We start from the raw sequence: 19,478 nt of genomic DNA, 5'->3' as shown, positions 1-19,478 counted from the left end.
ACTAAACTCTACTTACCGTCATTTGGGGCAAAAATATCGGCTAATATTGACTCAGGAGGCAAGCCGATTTGTTTATTAAACTCTCCGTTTGCATTTAGATAAAAAGTAGCTGGAGTCGCGCGGGCACCTAAAGACAGCATGGTTTTATAGTTGTTAATTAGCTTGTCACGGATCGTTTTTTCTGGGTTTTCTATTGGTTTTATAGACTGAAATAATCCTGAGCCGGCTAATTTTTTCAATTGTTCTTCAGGATTATCAGCGCTTAATATGGCCGCGGCTTTTCCTAGGCTATCTGCTTTTAAAATGCCGACTAAAATATGACGAATTTGCACTTTTCCTGAATCAACCCAAGGCCGTGCCTTATGCCATAACTGTTTACAATAAGGACAATTGGGATCCGTAAAAGTGTAAACAATACGCTTGGCTGACGCAGAGCCATCTCTTACCCAATGACTGTTCTCAAGGGCTTGCCAATTCTTAACCGCCTTTGGACCATTAACATAAGCATTCAGCTTTTCTTCACCTACAGAATTACCTTCAGCATCCATTAATGGGCCTGTAAATAAGTACTTTTCGTCTTCAGTGACATACAAAGTAATAGTCTCATTTTGAAAGTTAGCGATATAGCCAGTCATATTTGCCGGCGCTTCAAAAGAACTGACCACTTCACCACCTTGCTGAGTGAATAACGTTAAGGGGCAGGGTAGTTAACGGTTTCTGCAGCAATAAGATTTAACGGCAGCAGAAATGTAAAATAAATTGAAATCTTCATAGGTTTATCCTTTTATTTAAAGGTACGACGGAATTAATTTGATTAAGGTAATAACGCAAGCTAGCTTGAGATAATTCGCCCATATGGCTAGTAACTAACTGCCCTTTTTCATTATAAAATAATGTGGTTGGTAGCCCTGCGGCGCCAGTTTCTCGGCTAACGTTGCTAGTAGGATCGATGAAAACATTTTTTAAATCCAACGCTGTTGAATCAATAAAACTTTTAACACTAAGCAGACTTTCACCTTGATTCACAAAGACAAAAACAAGCTCAGGGTTATGTTTTTGAGCGGCTTCTAATACCGGCATTTCTCTACGACAAGGTGGGCACCAAGACGCCCAGAAATTTATAACAACAGGCGTGCCCTTATAACGTCTTAAATCGACTTCATGGCCTTCAATATTGCGTAAAGGTGAGCTGGGCAGTTCGACTGCTGCTTGATAAATAACAGCAAAAAAAGCAGGGATAATTAAACAGAAAAAAGTAATTAATGCCGATGTAAAATAAGCTTTAATGAACAATTTATTACGTCTAGCATAAAATATCAGTACCAAAGCACCAGCTCCCCAACCTGTGCTAGGTATAAAGCCACCGTCACTTATATTTAGTAATTGCCACCAATTCTCTTGATAGCTTTGCCACATAACGATTATAAAGGTCAATCGTGCAGTTAAAAAACCGACAATAATGGCTGTGAATATATAGTCTATAAACTGTTTCTGTTGTGCATTATTACGTGTTTGAAGATAAGTTATTCCCCAAAACATAAATAATCCTACCAGAGTAATTAATTGTGAAATTGAGATAACTATCGGCCCTACAGCTATACTTAGCATTTATTTACCACATCTTTTTTCCATTAACTTACCAATGATAAATCGCTAATATTAAGCCAACATTAAGAAAAACTTCATTCGCTAAACCCGGCTAAAAACTTAATTTATCGCTTGTTCTCCTGCGCTTTTTCACGTTAGTCTTAGCGGCATAAGAATTGTAATTGAGCAAAAATGTATATTTTATTAGTTGAAGATGATGCCGTTATTGCTGATGCCATTAGCATTTTTTTATCGGGTGAAGGTCTGGCTGTGGAGCATGTTGCTTCAATAAGTCATGCAAAAAACATCTTGAATAAAAGCAACTTCGATCTCTGTATTCTTGATCTAAATTTACCGGATGGAAATGGTATAACGTGGCTGACATGGCTGCGAAAAAATCAACACTCGTTGCCGGTACTAATACTCACAGCGAGTAATTCAATTGACGACAAACTAACAGGATTAAAGAATGGCGCTGATGATTATTTGGTTAAGCCATTTGACTTAAGAGAGTTATTAGCGCGTTTGTACAGTATAAAGCGACGCACAACTGACAGGCTAACAAACACCATTTCACATGGCTTGCTGACTTATCATTTAGAACAACACAAATTATTAATTAATGACAAACATATTCCCTTATCTCGGAACGAAGATTTACTTTTAAAAATATTTCTTAACAATCCACAACGTATTTTATCTGAAAGCCAATTAAAAGATGTTTTATACGGCACATGTGACGACGTAGCCAGTAACGCCCTGAATGTACATATATTTAATTTACGTAAAAAAATAGGAACTAAAGGCATCGAAACTATTCGGGGTTTTGGATTTCGACTAGGCTCAATTGAAGTAACTGAACAATGAGCTTGCGCCTTCGCCTAACAATATTAGTGGCAGCCGTATTTATTGGTTTTTGGCTATTAGCCAGTGTTTGGATGGTGACAGGTCTTAGTCATAAATTAGACGTCAGCTTTGATAAACGTCTAGAATCTACCGCTATAATGCTAAGTAATATATTAGCGCATGTGCCACAAAGTGCTATGTCAGCCTCTTTACCAGCAATAATGGAAGCCAATGAAGTGGGCACGGCGAAGGGATTAACCTGTCAAATAAGCTCTTTGCACGGCAGTATTATAGCAACAAGCAATAGCAGTACTTTTCCCAATAGCACAACAGTTGAGTCTGGGTTCCATTATATCCAAGCTGAAAGTACAGCGTGGCGTACGTTCACTTTAATCACCAGCCAACATAAAATAACCATTGCAGATAAAGTTTCTGAGCGTGATTCTTTATATTATGATCTGCTTAAAAGTATTCTTATTCCGCCTGCATTAGCGATTTTGATTACGCTAGGTTTATTATGGTTTGCTATTGGTACGGGTATAAAACCGATAATGCTACTAACTTCTGCACTCGAAAAACGCGGTAGTGAAGACCTTGCTCCCATTCAAATACAGCAACCATTAAAAGAGCTGCAACCACTGATCAACAGCCAAAATGCACTAATGGCACGATTAGCTGAAGTTATATCAAGAGAGAAACAATTTACCAGCAATGCTGCACATGAGCTGAGAACACCGTTAGCCGGCATATTGGCTCAAGCCCAACTTGCTGAACTAACAACCGGAGACAAGCAACAACGAGCTTTATTGCAGGTAAGTAAAAGCACAAAGCGTTTAAATTCTATATTAGACAATTTACTTTTACTGGCAAATATTGAAGCAAGCACTCAAGTTAATACTGACGAAAGTTGGTCTGTTGAATTACTCATTAAAAACATGATAAATGAAACAACGCAAGGCAGTGAACGTATAGCTTATTCACTGCAAGGAAAAGAACTCATATCTGTTATTCCATCGGCTATGATCGCTATTGTTTGCCGTAACCTAATCGATAATGCTTTAAAATACAGTCCTCCAGAAACACCTATTTTAATGGCTATTAACGCTACAGAAAGCCTTTTAAATATTAATGTAAGCAATACGGCAAATGTTAGCGCCACAGACATTTCCAAAATGACCACGCGTTTTTGGCGTAGCGGTACAGCAGGGGGGGCCGGCCTTGGTTTGTCTATTGTAGAAACCATAGCGATAAACTATAAAGGCTCAATTACACTGACAAATAATGGCAATACTTTTGTAGCTCAGTTCTCAATACCTTTGACAGCCAACGAGTTTTCCATTGTATAAAAACGCAGCAATGTTAGATCTATCGGTTATCGAGCTATGTGTAAAACGGGTGATTAATTCCCTGTTAATTTACTAACAAAATGCCCGTAAATTTATTAATTAAAGTTGAATCTCATGTTCGGAATTAGCTTAACTTTCAAAGTAATGATTATGTACTTTTCTATTAGGACAGAGAAAATTATGTAAAATCACGGCGACTAGGCTCGAAATTAACGTTGAACAATAGGAATGTAAGGTGGGTAATAAACTTGTGTGACCATTCCTACAGATATTTTTTTAACTTCCCAAAACACTCATAATAACTTCTAAATACCAACTGTTTTAGGTCACATTTAGCCGTGAATTTTAATGTCTGCTTAGTCGGAACACTTGTCGCTAGATATACCAAGGCTAGCTTCCGCTATCGTATCTTTGTAGCCTAAACGGCCCTGATTTTGAGGTCTAATTTAGGTCAGCAATGTGGCAGATACTGAAGATTTAGAAGCCATCAATTCACGATGCTATTTACAGACGTTTATTGGCATGATTTACTTAACCTGTTTTAGTTAAATCGTTATCTAACATAAACGACATTTATCATAATAAAAAAGGAATAAATATGCTCAGCTATGCAACCATCGGTGTAACCGATTTAGAAAAATCAGAAGCCTTTTATAATGAACTATTAGCACCAATTGGCGCGAAAACGCTGATAAAAATGGAACGCATTATATTTATTGGTAAAAGTATGAAAGAACCCATGCTCGCCATTTGCATTCCATATAACGAAGATGTGCAAAACTGTGGTAACGGCAATATGCTAGCTATTGCTCCAGGTTCGAAAGAGAAGTGTGACGAGATGTATCATAAGGCAATAACCTTGGGCGCAACCTGCGATGGTGAACCAGGACAACGTATTCCTGATGTCTTTTATGGTGCATATTTCCGTGATTTAGATGGTAATAAAGTTGTTTTTAATCACTTCGGTTAATACTTCCTGTTAAATCATAACCTATCGTTGTGCTTGATCTTACTTTATCATTAATCCCCTTTATGGCTAGTCGTTCTCCAACCAATATTTTTTAACCGCCTAGCAATATCCGCTTTAGGTCAAAGAAGTCATTAATCAATGTTTATGACTTCTTTGTCGGATCTGCTGACGTTAGTTATGCAGATTATAACGATAGCTATGTACAAAGTGCTGTTATGTATATGCTTAATTGTCGCGCTGCTCCTACTTATTTTAGCATTGCTATTGCTAATAATTGTTAAACTCCAACGATTATGGCTTAGAGTAAACCTAAACTTGATAACTCTATACATTCAACTAAGCTAATAGAATTTGACCATCGCTATGATAAAAATTAACTCTTCAATGCAATTAATAATGACGGCAGCTTTTACTGTAGAGTTGTATATGATCATACAGATGCTTGTATTTTTATTTGTAGATACAAATTCATGGGTCATTTACCAAAATCAAGAAGTCGCCGAACCATACAAATCGATAATTAACGAACCAGAAGCATATTTACCCTGGTTAATTGGCGAGCAAAAATTAGTGTCCATTTCAAATTACGTATCATTCTTAGGCTTGGCCTTTGGCTATAATTTAGGGGCAATCGCTTGGTTTAAATTATCAGTTGTATATAAAGAAATATCCCACTCGTCAATAGAGCATAAATTGGAAGATCTCAAGCTAGAGCCATGGATTAGTAAGCTTCTAAAAATACAGATTGATAAAGCCTTAAATTCCTTGATCTTCGAGCGTATAGTATTTGTTTTCATTATAAGCCTATTAGCATTAATAGCAGCGCTCATTGTTTTATTCGAAGCTATGTACCCAATGATGCAAGTATCTAACATTACAATGAATACAGTGATTCTATGTATGTTTTCCTTTGTTCCTGTCGCATTTCTTCTTGCTAAGTATTTGTTGAAAACACGCACTAGTGATTGCCACAATTTAATCAACTGGTATAGAAGCACATATCATCGAAGTTCATAGTTCAAATATATATAAAGACATCGACAACTTTTTACTTATACGTAAAAGTTATTCTAAAGGGGGTGACTATTTATTGTGAAGCAGATTGAACTCTACAGATTGGTTCCATTCATTTAGGAGAACATTGAACTCCTTTAATTCATTTTTTGTGGCTGTTTCAGTAATAACTTTTTCAGAAAGAAAATTTAGACGATCAAAATCATCATGATTCATAATTAAACATTCCTTGTTCATCGGTATGAAAATCATGGTTGATAAATGTACTTTTGTCAAAAATCAGTGCAAAAATACATATGGAATCATTAGGTTTAACAGATGTAAATTAATACTCTGTCCAATCAAATTTTAACCACATAAAATACATAGATGCCTAAATCCACTCAACTCTTAGCTCTCCTAATTTGTATTCTGACAAGCTTCTTCAACAAATGAATTACCAAGACCTTGTGACTGCTCTATCCGTTTATTTCGCAGGCATTCCCATTCATCCACAGGATCTAACTTATCCCAAAACAAGTACATTGTAAGTTCATCAGCTGGTATCTGTGCAGCATGAGTTTTAATCATATGGAAATATGTACGTGCAATATTGCCTTTAACACTATCAGGCGGCTCAGTAACATCTTTATCGAAGTCTATTTCAAAGTCGCACTGCCCATAAGCCCTTTCTTCACCTTGAATAACCGCAAAAGAAAAATTAGAGCGGTCACCATTCAGTTCACCTACTGCTGGCGTGAGGTTATTCATATCATCATGGCCTTTCTTAAATGCTGGATTTAGCTTGTACGCACAATCACGACCGCTAATAAATTTACCATTTGATTTTTCACATTGAGAGTAATTTCTTTTATTTTTCCACTCATCTAAATGTCCACCTATAACATGTGCAGGTACGATATGCTCCCATTCAATGCGGCTTACTCTAGAATTTTCTTTACCTTTTTTAGTGATTGGGTTTCTCGGCTTATAGCCACAGTTTTCAGGATATACCATCGTTTCATGTGTATTTCCGTCACCATCTTTATCTTCAATATCATCAAACACATAGTCACAATCACAATAAAATGTTGTGTGCTTATCAAAATACACCGTCTTTTCAGCTTTTGATTTTGCATTAGAAAAGCTGGTTGGGTAATCAGCGTGGGCTGTAAAAGCCATTACAGAGAGGGTTAACAGATATATTCTAAACATTTAAATCACCTTGGATAAAAGTTTTATCACTTTAGTTGTAACGGACTTTTAGTATTGATTGCTTAATTAAATCAATAAGTTTACTACACCTGCTTGATTACAAATATAGTATAAAACAGTAAGGAGGACATTAAATCATACCCTGTGATTGGCGCGTTAATTAGTTATCGTCTAATATCATTATTGAACTCAATAACTGCAAGGATGACAGTATGACTCAATCACCACCACCATGGGCTCTTGTCAAAACATGGTTAGACATAATTCAACAAAAAGATATCCCTCCATTTGTAAAACAAAAGCGTCAAACACTTATAGACTATTATTTCGGCTCAATTGAATTTGCAGACATGTATGTTGAGCAGCATCAATATTGCTATCAAAAGGTGTCGTAGCGCCTGAGACGAATAACCAATTTAAAACTATAAACTTCAATGAAGCTCTTTTTAGGGTGTACATATGCACGTAAGTTATCACTTGTTTGGAGTGTAAAAACAAGTGATAACTTTCTATTATATTCTTTATTGGACAATTACATCAGTTGTGCCACTCAGTATCATCAGAAATACCTGTCATTATTATCTAACTCTGCCATCTTATGACATTTATAGTGACCACTACATAACATTAGGTTTCCACTGATAAATATGATCACTTTGTGCGCATTGAAGAGGTTACAAGTGACTAAATCAATACTTCAGCTCTTAGCCATAAGCAGTCATTAGCTTTTGAGTTACTAATGACAGTTTTGAGCCTAAAGCCGACCTAATTTAGACATGTATTTATCAAAGCAAATAGTTCACTTTACCACCAACAAAACCTTTTAAGCTTATCGGAAACCTAGCTTGAAAGTTAGCTGTTATGCACTTGATATTAAAAGTCAGAACAGTCATCAAGACAAGTCACTGGTTTTGGTAATCTAATTGTACAATCTTCAAAATCTTTACATGAAAAAGATGGTGTTAATCCAAAATTATGTCGAGTTTCTGTTGGCCAGTTAAGAGACTTTGCTGTGTTGAAATGGAAAGTTGTTAATGGTATCTCTCCTTCAGCTTTTGCATTAACCAGCCTTTGGGCAGATACAAAAATATTAATTTCATGGTCTCCAGCAGTTAACTCAAAAATTTCTTTAATAAAAAATAATGAGTCTCTTCTTTCCCCAAAGGACATAAATGCTTCATATGAACCATCAAATACCACACTAACGTCAAACTTAATATTTAAACCTTCCTTAATTCCATCGTCATTATCATCAATCATAGTTATAGTAGCCTGATGCTGATGAACGGTGATTAATGGCCTTTCAAATACTTCAAAAGAATATGATTTAGTTTCACCAATGTACGGAATTTCCTGAAGCCTCCCCAGGAATATTCATCGTCAGCCATTATAACTACATTAACTAACCTCAACTTTCCTGATTGGTGTTTCTTTGCAATATCTTTACCTTTAAATTCAACAATGACTGCGGTATGTGAGCTATCAATAATAGTTTTTTCAAAAGCAATTATATTTGACTCTCTAGCCTGAGATAAATGTTTTTTATTATTAATGACAAAGCTTGTGTTTGTAATGATGTCACCTATGCCGTTGTACTGTTTATTTCCTAAGCGCACCCATACTCTGTATTTTTCGTTATTTCCAATGTTTGCTTTAAAGGGAAGAGTAACCCTAAGTGAGTTCGCTAAACCATTGTCATCTGAATCAATCAACGACTCTATAATCTCACCCGTAAACTTGATTTCAGGGTTAGGTATAATGTAAATGTCTTTACGTCCTATATGGCTAACTTTCCTTCCTTCCATGTTTAAGGATCGTGCCTCAATAACAATTTGATATTTTCCCTTTTCATCTAGCTGGATACTCTTTACAAAATTTCTGCTATATATCGTTTCATCTCCCTCAGTATCACTTTCTGTTGAACTCTGCTCTTTCATTGAATAATCTGAAATAAATTTATTATTCTTATAAATAGATAATGTTACTTGCCAATTCAATTGACTTACTTTTTCCCTTTTCTTAATTTGATAACGGATAGTTCCTGATTTTCCGGTTTTTATTGGCTCTGGCGTTTCAATAAAAAAATATAGCCTTTCCCCTTCAATTATTTTTGACACTTGATTAATATATTGCTCTCTCGCTTTTTCGAAAGCACTTTTTTTGTCTTTTTGTACTTCTTCTGATAGAGATAACGCTGAAAATAAAGTTAATATAAAAAAGATAAGGGTTGTGATTGAAGTATTACGAAAAAAACATTTTTGATACAGATGCGCTTTATATTTCATTCCTTGAGTCCTAAAGTAACTTTTTATGTGATAGTTTAGTTATCATAACAATGCATTCATCTTTTTGCCTAACGCCTTATTTAGACTCAGTGGCGCCCCGAGCAGCATAGCTCTTAAGTCTACTGTCGGTAAAAAGTTATCTTTAAATAGAGCTGTGTTAATGACATCAATGTCGGAAAATTTGTCACTAGATAAGCCAAAGTTAACGTCCGGTTTCGTATCTTTGTTAACATTGAGTTAGTGATTATTGGAGACTTCTTCAGCTAGCCATAAGCAGACATTAGCTTTATATTTAAGTAATTCAACTGCCATTATAGATCAGTGGCCAAATTAACTATGCCACTATAGGGTGACTGAATTTAGATGACTAGGTCATATAGAGGTTTAGCGTATTGTGAATCTGTAATGAACTATTGCTGGTGGATAATCCCTAGCAAACAGGTTGTTTGAAAAATTCCCATGCCGTACGGCAAACACATATGTACCATTACCGCGCACTGTGACTGACTCAGAGGCTTTAACAACCTCCTCATTTACCAAGTAAGCTCCTTTTAGTCCTTTAAGATTAGCTATGTAAATATTTCTTTCGTATTCCTTTAAAGGCGCTATGAAAAAATCTACTGGCTGACCATTCAAAGATACAACATCGACTGAAACCTGTTTACTGCCGTTTACATTAAAGGTAATACGACGATGCTCTTTCTCTCCTACACTAACTTCTTTTTCCGTGGTTTGCCCTACTGGTCGTTTAGAAGATCCTCCACCACCATTAAGTGGGACATCTTTAAACACAAAAATAAGCAAGCCAGCAATAATCCAAGGCCACCAGCTATTCCAAAAACCAGAGCCAGATTTTTGTGGAGCAGACATAATAATTCCTCCAGTAGGAATGTTGGGCTAGTTGATTACAGATGAACATTAATACAAAATTATCGCAGACTTGTTGTTCAAGTGCCTTATACATTTATGAAGCTAACCTAGGATTTGTTAATTGATCCATGGTTATCTGAATGTTAGCGAAACTCCTTTGATAGATATCACCGTATTAGGGTCGCCTCTTTTTAGAATAATTTGAATATAGTAAAATCCCTTTTATCTTACGGTCAAGTAATAACTATAGTTTAGGTAAGTATTTAATCAAATTTAGTTATTAGATTATTATTTAATTCGCCCTTGATAAGCTTTAAAATATGCTGAAAATCAAACTTTTGATACAATAAACCATGCAGGCTTCAAAAGTGGGATAAGTGGCCTTAGTATCAACTTTGGAGTGCGATAAATGTTAGCAATGTTTTCGGCATCTTTACGTCTTTTTATATACCAACAGTTGAAATAAAATTTTGAACGCTGTTTCCGACCGCTTTGTCGGATCACTTGTCGTTAGATAAGCTAAGGCTAATGTCCGTTTTCGTATCTTAGTGATCACTAGGTGGCCTGATTGATAACAAGTCAATCCGTCTGCTTTGGGTTTTAGCTAACCTTTCTATCTCAACCAGATAGTTTCAAATTACCAAAATCGTTGAACCATACTTATAGTCTCTTTAACCAAAGGAGCACTATTATGTATAACATCATTCCTTACACCCCAAAACCTAGCTGGAATAAAGGTAAATTAGTTGGTCAAAAACTTCCTCTTAAGCTTGAAGAAGTATGGTCTATAAGGACAAGACTTGATTTAGCAAATAACCTTCGCGAACTTACTATGTTCAATTTAGCATTAGATTGTAAATTACGAGCGTGTGATTTTATTAAACTTAAAGTCATGGATATCGCTCATGGGAAAAGTATTCAATCTAGAGCAATATTGATTCAACAAAAAACAGGTACTCCTGTTCGATTTGAAATAACTAAAAAGACCCAAGAGTCGCTTAAAGAGTGGATCGCATTAAAATCGCTTCATTCTAATGATTATTTGTTTGGTAGTCGGATAAGAAAGGGGTGCCACCTAACAACCCGTCAATACGCAAGGATTGTCAAAACATGGGTTGCAAGTATTGGTCTCGACATTACATCGTATGGTACTCATTCGATGAGAAGAACCAAAGCATCTTTGATCTATAAAAAAACTAAAAATTTACGGGCTGTCCAAATATTACTTGGTCATACAAAATTGGAAAGTACTGTACGTTATCTTGGTATTGAGGTCGATGATGCCCTTGAATTATCTGAGGCTATAGATATCTAAACTATAAAAAATCAGGAAGAATGGACTCTTCCTTCCACGAATATCTCAAAGCGGTCATTATAGACCCTTCTGAATCACCCCAACAATGGATCACTAAGATACGATACCGGACGTTAGCATTAATAGATGTTTAAGCTGTTTATAGTGTTCAATCTATCTTGTTACTGACTGTGAGCTAAGCCACCATAGCGGTCGTTCATCATCAAATTATTAATGCTAACTTTGTGCGCTAAGCGGACTTTAGCCCAAATAATTTAGTCATATATTTTTTAATAAATTATTTTATATTACTGAAAAGTCTCAGTAATATCTAAGCACAACGGATCTCTTCAACTTTAATCTTTCTAATTTGTTGAAATTTTAAAATAATAAGCTTTAATTAATCATAACTATGGAACGGATATTACTGAGAAGTATCCATAATACACTGTTAGTTGTACCCACTAGTTCCTGTAATATTTCAAATTTGGCATTTGTTACTGTTGTTTTCTGTCAAGCTTATGTTTTATATGGCTATATTGGTGTTTTTTGCTTAACCGTTTTCGCCTTTTGTCAGCTTGGTAATTTCAGCCAGAAAAAGTGTTAAAGGCTCAAATTTAAGGTTGGGCACAATAGTGCTAGTGGGTGTTGTTAAACGATAATTACCTTCAATTTACTTTTACTAATTGTTGCGGGGTTAGCGCTTTTGACTGGCAGCAACTAACAATGATTCCAAGCGGGACAAAATACAATTGGCTTTCTGTTACTCCGAACACTTACTTTAGCCAGCTACATTTTCCCCCATAAATGGGCGTTATAGCTCATCAAGGAGGAAGTTATGAATAAATATAGACTTTTAGCATTAATCTTACTCTCTTTCATTTTAAGTTCTTGTACCGGATACACTTGGTGGAATACTTATGGGAATGATGGACATGGGAATGAGTGGTCGAACAAGAAGTGTTCAACGCATTGTAGGACGTTTTCTGAAGATGGTAATACCTGCATTGTTTATCATCGCAATGTACAACCATATTGTGATATTTGGGTAGATAACTAAGGTGACTATTATGAGATATATAGCTATATTATTTGTTGTTTTTGCATTGTCTGCTTGCGTACATTCAACTTTAGGCTATGCGGATAAAAAAGAGAATGGTGTTTCTAAGGAAAGTTACGAAACATGTATGGCAAATTGCTTAGAGCGTTCTGAGAATAGTGGGCATTGTGTGAAATTCTCATCTGGCATGGCAAAGGTTTGTAAAGATTTTCGCGGATAGTACGTTATAACAAGGCTACCCAGAAGGACAGTTTGTTCGGTTCCGCTGCGCTACACATTTTAGCTAGCATTATTTATGCCCATTATTTTGGTGTTAACGATGCAAAAACCTAATCCTAAACATTGATTGCCGCTTATTAGCTAATGTCTTCAAAGTGAGATGACCTGAACTGTGTTGATGATTGCTCTACTTCCGCTTTTGACTATCAGTTGACCTAAAGAAAAATCAGCATCTATCGCCAGTTAAGATACGATTGCTGAAATTAATGAATTCAAGAGTAAAGACTCCTCCGTGCGCTAAGCGGAAGTAATATTTCAAAATTTTTAGTGCTTATCGAGGTCAACTAAACACCAGTTAGTTGACTTAAGCATGTAGGCAGCCAACTTGATAATCATTGGCATAGCAGACGTTCCAAAAATTGGCTTTGAGACTAATATCATGATCAAAAAATCAAAATACAGTTATAGAACGAGAACAATATTTATGACTGTTCCAAGCTCATTATAGACGGTGGCATTTTTAAACTATGAGCAGCACAGAATAGAATCTGTCATTAAGCTTTTGTGAAATCCTAAACATATTCAGGGCAATATTAACGAAAATTTGCTATTTGTTTATACGGCAATCTCAAGGCTGGATTCTGATTAACATTTAAACTTTAGATGTTAAAATTTTCTTCGCTTTGAACTAACAAACATTAATAGCACACAGAGACCAAGAATCGAAATAGTGCTAGGTTCAGGTACAGTCGCAGCGCTTCTTTGCATCATATTTGAAAAATCAAAACGAATGGATGTACTATCATCTCTTTGATTAGTATTAGGATCTATAAATCTTAAACTCACACTAGAAAAATTATTCAGCGTTTCTGTTAAATTGGTGTCAGAAGGTAGTGTATTCTCTGTTAATGGACTACTTCCGCTATCCCATTTAAATTGTAAAACGAAGTATTCTGCTGTGAGTCCATTGATTACAGGAGCGCTTATTTGGCTTTCTACAGCACTAATTAGTAGCTGATCTGAGTAGGTAAAACTATTAGCATTTCTAATTATTTCAGGAAAGATATTAGCGGTAAATGTATAGAATCCTCCTATTGTAAAAGAAAGTTCACTGCCACCATATTGTACCAAGTCACCAAATGTAGCAGAATTACTAGTCCGGATAATATTATCGTAGTCAATCGCTACGTATCCAGAAATCGCTGTTCCCAGTGCAATGGAAGAAGGTGAATTGCTATTAATTTGTGAAACTGAGCCAGTGAAATCATAGTAAAGCAAGCTGGCTTGTGCTGAACTGCAAAAAAAAACGAGAATAATAAATCTAATTATTGAACTTGTATTAGATGACATGAGAATTCCTTTGCTCAAAAAAATTATGTATTTAGAATATAAATTTAGGTGTTATTTTTGATAAAGCAAACAAACGCCCACATTTATTTACATTTACGGCTAATAGGCAATAGCCTATCTACTGAAACTTCAGAATGGCGGCTATGTGGCTTTGTTGCCAGTCAATGAACTTAAAATTGACGGGGATATATACATCAAGCACACGTTTTTTTATCTATGTAGAACGTCCGCTATCAGTAAGCGGCTAAGGTAATGTGGTTGTAAAGCCATGTCCGCTGTAGATCAAAACATACGATAATTTTTAGTAAAAATTATCGTATGTTAACTTCCGCAAAGTGGCAATTACAGTCTATAAATCTTCTATCCTAATGACCGGTTTGTCGGAATTACTTGCCGTTTTAGTCTAAAACTTCAATGAACGTTTTGGAGGGTTTTTCGACGGTCAAGTTAGGTTTAATAAAATGATATTTACTCAGAGTATGTGTATTTTTGCACGTACTCATGACCTTTAAGGTAAAATGTTTAAATATGTTAATTACTTTAGCATGCCCAAAGCTGCGCAAAATGTAATTGCACCTCATGACTATAATGTCGGGTTAACGACAAAGATGATTAAGTTGGGTTGAGTGTGTAGAAGTCTTAGTAAACCCCAAAAATATGCATTGAATTAAAAAGTTTATATAGTGCATTGCTCATATAAGGCTTTAATAAGTGCACTCCACCTTAGAAACACCCTTAACTAACCATACTTACATGTAGATGAATCAGCACCTTTAATTATGCTTATATGTAGGTGTAACAGTGCCTTAAACCATGTTGGCTGTAATTTACTGGTCAATTGCAAAAATAAAAATTCTCAACCTGCCTCGAATTCTCAACTTAAGTGGCACTCGCCACACTTAATAGGCTCTATTGCGCTTGTGTCAACTGATTGTTCTGGTACAATCAGTTTCAGGTACAGTTAACTTTAAGTGATGTGGAGCCCCATGGTTATAAAAGCGCACAGTCCAGCAGGATTTGCCGAACAATATATTGTTGAATCTATTTGGAATGGTGGATTTCCACCGGGTACAATTTTACCCGCTGAACGTGAATTATCAGAACTTATTGGTGTAACCAGAACAACCCTTCGTGAAGTATTACAACGATTAGCTCGCGATGGCTGGTTAACGATTAAACACGGTAAACCGACTAAAGTTAATAACTTTTGGGAAACATCTAGTCTTAATATTCTTGAAACTTTAGCACAGCTTGACCAAGAGGGTATTCCTGACTTAGTCGAAAATTTATTGTCTGCAAGAACTAATATTAGTGCAATATACGTGCGTGGTGCGATTAAAAATAATCCTGAAAAAACTATCGAGTTATTGTCTGCTATTGAATCAGTGGAAGATACTGGTGAAGCTTTTGCTGAATTTGATTACAAGCTTAACAAAGAACTAGTGGTCGCTTCTGGTAATTCTATTTACTTACTTATTCTGAACGGCTTTAGAGGTTTATATTCTCGTTTAGGTAGTTTGTATTTTGCTCACCCCCGTGGTCGAGAAATAACCAGAACTTACTATAAAAAATTGGTTGAGTTAGCTGAAAATAATCAATTTGATGAGTCTGTTTATGCGGTAAGAAAATACGGTGTTGAATCGGGTAAACTTTGGTATGAGTTAAAAGACGAAGTATTAAAAGAACTCGCTGAGTAATAAATAACTAAAAAATAAATAGTTATTACAAATGGAGGCAACTGTGCTTAATATTAAGCTGAGCAGTTGTCTTTTTTTTATCTGATTGTTTAATTTTCTCCTTTTATCCTAAAACCTAAAAACTAAAAGCTATTCTTACTCAATGATAAGCTATTCAACGATCAACTACTCAATGATGATCTACTTAACGGTGAGCCACTCCATTACTCACGCTAAATTTAAGCAAAAAAAAGCCAGCAATAATGCTGGCCTTTGATATTTAAATTAACGTGCTCTAGCGATTAAGCGAAGTTTGCTGAAGCAAAATCCCAGTTCGCTAATGCCCAGAAACCTTCCATGTAGCTAGGACGAAGGTTACGGTAATCAATGTAGTAAGCATGTTCCCATAAATCTACTGTGATAAGTGGTGTTACACCTTCATCAGTAAGTGGCGTTGCTGCATTTGATGTATTAACGATAGCAAGGCTGCCGTCAGCATTTTTAACTAACCAAGTCCAGCTTGAACCAAAGTTGTTAATTGCGCTATCTGTGAATTTAGCTTTAAATTCAGCAAATGAACCAAAACTTGCATTAATAGCTGTTGCTAATGCGCCAGTTGGTTCGCCGCCGCCGTTAGGGCTTAAGCTGTTCCAGTAAAACGTATGGTTCCAAATTTGTGCAGCGTTATTGAAAACACCAGCAGAAGATGTTTTAACGATATCTTCTAAAGACTTTCCTTCAAAATCAGTACCTTCGATAAGGCCGTTTAACTTAACAACATATGTGTTGTGGTGCTTACCATAGTGAAACTCTAAAGTTTCTTGTGAAATATGTGGTGCAAGTGCATCCATTGCATATGGTAGTGCTGGTAATTCGATAGCCATTATATACTCTCCAGTATGTGATTATAAAAAATTATTCTAATGCTAATTTAAAGAAGTAGTTTGTTTTTGTCTAAAACCTAGTAAACTACTCGGGTATTAAAGCTTTATATAGTCTACCCAAGTATATAGGTATTACCATAGGTTTTATCAAGGCTATTAAGTTTTAATATATAAGTTTTTTGCTTAAGTATTTATTGTTCTGTTTATATTCGTCAGTTTTACTTTAGATATTGAGCACAATAATACCAAAATGAATTAATAACTTTCATTATATGAAATGTTATCATTAGTCTAATTGGTATAAGTATTAATTTTTGAGGATATTATGGAAACAATTGACCGCATTAAAGAACAAATCAGTGAAAACACAATTCTCCTTTACATGAAGGGTTCACCAAAGTTGCCAAGTTGTGGTTTTTCTTCACAAGCTTCTCAAGCGTTGATGGGCTGTGGTGAAAAATTTGCCTATGTTGATATCTTACAAAATCCTGATATCCGTGCAGAATTGCCTAAATATGCCGATTGGCCAACATTTCCACAACTATGGGTTGACGGTGAACTTGTCGGCGGTTGTGACATCATCATGGAAATGTATCAGCAAGGTGAATTACAAACTTTGATCACTGAATCTGCAGCTAAAAATAGTTCGGCAGAAAGTTCAGAGTAACTATTGAATTATCACTTAACGCCACCATACTAGGTGGAGTTAACTTTAGATAACTTAAATTTATTTTAAAAAAATTGGAGAGTATAATGAGTGTATTAGTCGGTCGCGCAGCACCAGATTTTACAGCAGCAGCAGTTTTAGGTTCAGGCGAAATCGTTGATAGCTTTAACCTTGCAGAAGCAATTAAAGGTAAAAAAGCCGTAGTTTTTTTCTACCCACTTGATTTTACTTTTGTATGTCCTTCTGAGTTATTAGCTTTTGATCACCGTATGGAAGAATTCAAAAGCCGTGGTGTTGAAGTTATTGGTGTTTCTATCGATTCACAATTTTCTCATAACGCGTGGCGTAACACAGCAGTAAACGATGGTGGTATTGGTCAAGTACAATACACTTTAGTTGCTGATGTAAAACATGAAATTTGTAAAGCATACGACGTTGAGCATCCAGAAGCTGGCGTTGCATTTCGTGCATCATTCTTAATTGACGAAGAAGGTAGTGTTCGTCATCAAGTGGTTAACGATTTACCACTTGGCCGTAACGTAGATGAAATGATCCGTATGATCGATGCGTTACAATTTCACCAAGACCACGGTGAAGTATGTCCAGCTGGCTGGAACAAAGGCGACAAAGGCATGACAGCAACAACAGAAGGCGTTGCAGCTTACCTTACAGATAACGCTGATAAACTTTAATTCATAAGTTTACTGCAGTAAAAAAAAACCGCTTTTAGCGGTTTTTTTATGTCTGATATTTGCTTATTACCCAGTTAATTAATTATCTGCCTATTTATAATGATCAGAACAAGTAATGATTTAGTAAGGTTTATGTTTTGTTTTTTATTAATTTTAGCTCATAAAAAATTGCTCACTTAATGAGTGAAATGAATATTAAATATTTAAAAAATTTATGTAAAATACTGTTTTACGGCTAATATAATAAACAGAGTAGGAATAAGTATTCCTTTATTAGGTGAGTTAATGTCAAAAAGGACTGTTGATGTATTACCCAAAGTTTATTTATGAAAATTTACCTTACGCATATTTTTTAGTGTGTGCTTATTTACTTGCCTTTTATGATAGTTGGCCAGTATTTGTATCTGTGGGGTTACTTTATTGTGCTGGGTGCATAACCTTAGTTACTCGCTCTGAATATCGTCGGGTTGATCGTCGTAAATCTGATGATGATAATTCCATCAAGAAGAATAAATTACCTGAGTGGATATACGAATATTTACCTTATGGGTATTTTGCAGTTGCTATGGTTATTGTATTAAAAACAACGTCATCAGCTTTACAGTTTATTGCATTTTGTTTAATGATTTTGGCGTTAAGAAATTTGCTTTTCAGGATGAATAATCGTCGAAAAGCAAAATCTTTGTTTTAATAACTGTTTAGAAGCGTCAGTGCTAGGCTTCTTTTTGAGGTGGGGTGTTTAGTTCTTCTTCAGCTTCTACTTCTGTCTCTATTAGTGGCCAGCCGCCTAATTGTTGCCATTTATTAATGATAAAACAAAATAGCTCTGCGGTTTTTTCCGTATCATATAACGCAGAATGTGCTTCATTATTATTAAAATCAATTTTTGCAGCTATGCAGGCCTTTGCTAACACAGTTTGCCCCAAAGCTAAGCCTGATAACGTTGTAGTATCGAAACTTACGAAAGGGTGGAATGGCGAACGTTTAATTAAGCAACGCTCGGTAACCGCGTTAACAAACCCTAAATCAAATGCTGCGTTGTGCGCTACAATGATAGCGCGCTGACAACCGGCTGCTTTCATTTTTTTACGTACAAGTTTAAATATTTCAGTGATTGCCTTTTTCTCATCTACCGCACCACGAAGTGGGTTGGTTGGGTCGATACCGGTAAATTCTAATGCGGCTTTTTCGAGGTTTGCACCTTCAAATGGGTCAACATTAAAGTGTATTGTTTCATCTAAACTGAATTGTCCACTGACTTCATCTAAAGTAAGTGTTGTTGCAGCAATTTCCAGTAAAGCGTCGGTTTGAGCATTAAAACCTGCGGTTTCAACATCAATAACAACGGGGAAATAGCCTCGAAAGCGTTGAGCAAATAATGATTTTTCTGTGTTTTTATTACTTGCTGTTGAATTATCAGACATAAAGGCAGTTGGTATTAGTTATTATAAATATTGCTGGAGATTATCGCAGAAATAATCACTTAAGGCATCATTGAAGATGACAACCATTACATTTAATTTT

20 protein-coding genes are annotated in these 19,478 nt (G+C 35.7%); 11 read left to right on the top strand and 9 right to left on the bottom strand.

Features of this window, described 5'->3' with window-relative positions; genetic code table 11:
* Window positions 1–8: 8 nt before the first annotated feature.
* Window positions 9–665, bottom strand: coding sequence for a thiol:disulfide interchange protein DsbG (dsbG, locus tag DBO93_RS12290; protein WP_239058979.1), 657 nt, complete (start codon window positions 663–665; stop codon window positions 9–11).
* A 103-nt stretch (window positions 666–768) separates the two neighbouring features.
* Complete coding sequence (locus DBO93_RS12285; protein WP_108456610.1) at window positions 769–1,608, bottom strand: TlpA disulfide reductase family protein; 840 nt, start codon at window positions 1,606–1,608, stop codon at window positions 769–771.
* A 171-nt stretch (window positions 1,609–1,779) separates the two neighbouring features.
* Between DBO93_RS12285 and DBO93_RS12280 the strand changes: the two genes are divergently transcribed.
* The 4 genes from DBO93_RS12280 (at window position 1,780) to DBO93_RS12265 (ending at window position 5,766) form a co-directional block, all read left to right on the top strand.
* Complete coding sequence (locus DBO93_RS12280; protein ID WP_108456609.1) at window positions 1,780–2,454, top strand: response regulator transcription factor; 675 nt, start codon at window positions 1,780–1,782, stop codon at window positions 2,452–2,454.
* Entirely contained in the window at window positions 2,451–3,779 is a 1,329-nt protein-coding gene (locus DBO93_RS12275; protein WP_108456608.1) for a histidine kinase dimerization/phospho-acceptor domain-containing protein, read from the top strand. Before DBO93_RS12280 ends, DBO93_RS12275 begins: the two co-directional genes overlap by 4 nt.
* A gap of 598 nt (window positions 3,780–4,377) precedes the next feature.
* The gene (locus DBO93_RS12270) at window positions 4,378–4,749 is read left to right on the top strand and encodes a VOC family protein (protein WP_108454964.1); all 372 of its coding nucleotides are present in this window, start codon (window positions 4,378–4,380) and stop codon (window positions 4,747–4,749) included.
* Between the two features lie 396 nt (window positions 4,750–5,145).
* Window positions 5,146–5,766, top strand: coding sequence for a hypothetical protein (locus DBO93_RS12265; RefSeq protein WP_162533782.1), 621 nt, complete (start codon window positions 5,146–5,148; stop codon window positions 5,764–5,766).
* Between the two features lie 396 nt (window positions 5,767–6,162).
* On the opposite strand, the gene DBO93_RS12260 is transcribed toward DBO93_RS12265, so the two are convergent.
* A complete protein-coding gene (locus DBO93_RS12260; RefSeq protein ID WP_108456606.1) occupies window positions 6,163–6,957 on the bottom strand; it encodes an endonuclease in 795 nt (264 codons plus the stop codon).
* Window positions 6,958–7,169: 212 nt separating this feature from the next.
* Between DBO93_RS12260 and DBO93_RS12255 the strand changes: the two genes are divergently transcribed.
* Complete coding sequence (locus DBO93_RS12255) at window positions 7,170–7,352, top strand: hypothetical protein (protein ID WP_108456605.1); 183 nt, start codon at window positions 7,170–7,172, stop codon at window positions 7,350–7,352.
* A 478-nt stretch (window positions 7,353–7,830) separates the two neighbouring features.
* On the opposite strand, the gene DBO93_RS12250 is transcribed toward DBO93_RS12255, so the two are convergent.
* The 3 genes from DBO93_RS12250 to DBO93_RS12240 all read right to left on the bottom strand — a co-directional run bounded on the left by DBO93_RS12250 (window position 7,831) and on the right by DBO93_RS12240 (window position 10,112).
* A complete protein-coding gene (locus DBO93_RS12250; protein ID WP_108456604.1) occupies window positions 7,831–8,217 on the bottom strand; it encodes a hypothetical protein in 387 nt (128 codons plus the stop codon).
* A gap of 32 nt (window positions 8,218–8,249) precedes the next feature.
* Window positions 8,250–9,242 (bottom strand): hypothetical protein, encoded by a 993-nt coding sequence (locus DBO93_RS12245; protein WP_108456603.1) that lies wholly within the window; start codon window positions 9,240–9,242, stop codon window positions 8,250–8,252.
* Window positions 9,243–9,626: 384 nt separating this feature from the next.
* The gene (locus tag DBO93_RS12240) at window positions 9,627–10,112 is read right to left on the bottom strand and encodes a hypothetical protein (protein ID WP_108456602.1); all 486 of its coding nucleotides are present in this window, start codon (window positions 10,110–10,112) and stop codon (window positions 9,627–9,629) included.
* Between the two features lie 691 nt (window positions 10,113–10,803).
* On the opposite strand from DBO93_RS12240, the gene DBO93_RS12235 reads away from it, so the two are divergent.
* On the top strand, window positions 10,804–11,427 hold the full coding sequence (locus tag DBO93_RS12235) for a tyrosine-type recombinase/integrase (protein WP_108456601.1): 624 nt from the start codon (window positions 10,804–10,806) through the stop codon (window positions 11,425–11,427).
* A gap of 1,049 nt (window positions 11,428–12,476) precedes the next feature.
* A complete protein-coding gene (locus DBO93_RS12230; RefSeq protein WP_108456600.1) occupies window positions 12,477–12,686 on the top strand; it encodes a hypothetical protein in 210 nt (69 codons plus the stop codon).
* 665 nt (window positions 12,687–13,351) lie between these two features.
* Here the strand turns inward: DBO93_RS12230 and DBO93_RS12225 are convergent.
* On the bottom strand, window positions 13,352–14,035 hold the full coding sequence (locus tag DBO93_RS12225; RefSeq protein WP_108456599.1) for a PEP-CTERM sorting domain-containing protein: 684 nt from the start codon (window positions 14,033–14,035) through the stop codon (window positions 13,352–13,354).
* 986 nt (window positions 14,036–15,021) lie between these two features.
* Between DBO93_RS12225 and fadR the strand changes: the two genes are divergently transcribed.
* Complete coding sequence (gene fadR / locus DBO93_RS12220) at window positions 15,022–15,732, top strand: fatty acid metabolism transcriptional regulator FadR (RefSeq protein ID WP_108456598.1); 711 nt, start codon at window positions 15,022–15,024, stop codon at window positions 15,730–15,732.
* 281 nt (window positions 15,733–16,013) lie between these two features.
* Here fadR and sodB read toward each other — a convergent pair whose 3' ends face one another.
* Window positions 16,014–16,595 carry a superoxide dismutase [Fe] gene (gene sodB / locus DBO93_RS12215; protein ID WP_108456597.1) on the bottom strand — a complete coding sequence of 194 codons (582 nt, stop codon included), beginning with the start codon at window positions 16,593–16,595 and terminating at the stop codon, window positions 16,014–16,016.
* A 325-nt stretch (window positions 16,596–16,920) separates the two neighbouring features.
* On the opposite strand from sodB, the gene DBO93_RS12210 reads away from it, so the two are divergent.
* The 3 genes from DBO93_RS12210 to DBO93_RS12200 all read left to right on the top strand — a co-directional run bounded on the left by DBO93_RS12210 (window position 16,921) and on the right by DBO93_RS12200 (window position 18,645).
* Complete coding sequence (locus DBO93_RS12210) at window positions 16,921–17,262, top strand: Grx4 family monothiol glutaredoxin (protein ID WP_081180633.1); 342 nt, start codon at window positions 16,921–16,923, stop codon at window positions 17,260–17,262.
* A gap of 86 nt (window positions 17,263–17,348) precedes the next feature.
* Window positions 17,349–17,954: a peroxiredoxin C gene (locus DBO93_RS12205; RefSeq protein ID WP_081152703.1), complete on the top strand. Its 606-nt coding sequence runs from the start codon at window positions 17,349–17,351 to the stop codon at window positions 17,952–17,954.
* A gap of 304 nt (window positions 17,955–18,258) precedes the next feature.
* The gene (locus DBO93_RS12200) at window positions 18,259–18,645 is read left to right on the top strand and encodes a hypothetical protein (protein WP_108456596.1); all 387 of its coding nucleotides are present in this window, start codon (window positions 18,259–18,261) and stop codon (window positions 18,643–18,645) included.
* A gap of 22 nt (window positions 18,646–18,667) precedes the next feature.
* Here DBO93_RS12200 and rnt read toward each other — a convergent pair whose 3' ends face one another.
* A complete protein-coding gene (rnt, locus tag DBO93_RS12195; RefSeq protein ID WP_108456595.1) occupies window positions 18,668–19,378 on the bottom strand; it encodes a ribonuclease T in 711 nt (236 codons plus the stop codon).
* Window positions 19,379–19,478 lie beyond the last annotated feature (100 nt).

It is taken from the genome of Colwellia sp. Arc7-D (assembly GCF_003061515.1).
Taxonomy (GTDB): domain Bacteria; phylum Pseudomonadota; class Gammaproteobacteria; order Enterobacterales; family Alteromonadaceae; genus Cognaticolwellia.
Note: the sequence above shows the minus strand (reverse complement) of the source record. Positions and strands in the feature narration are given on the sequence as shown.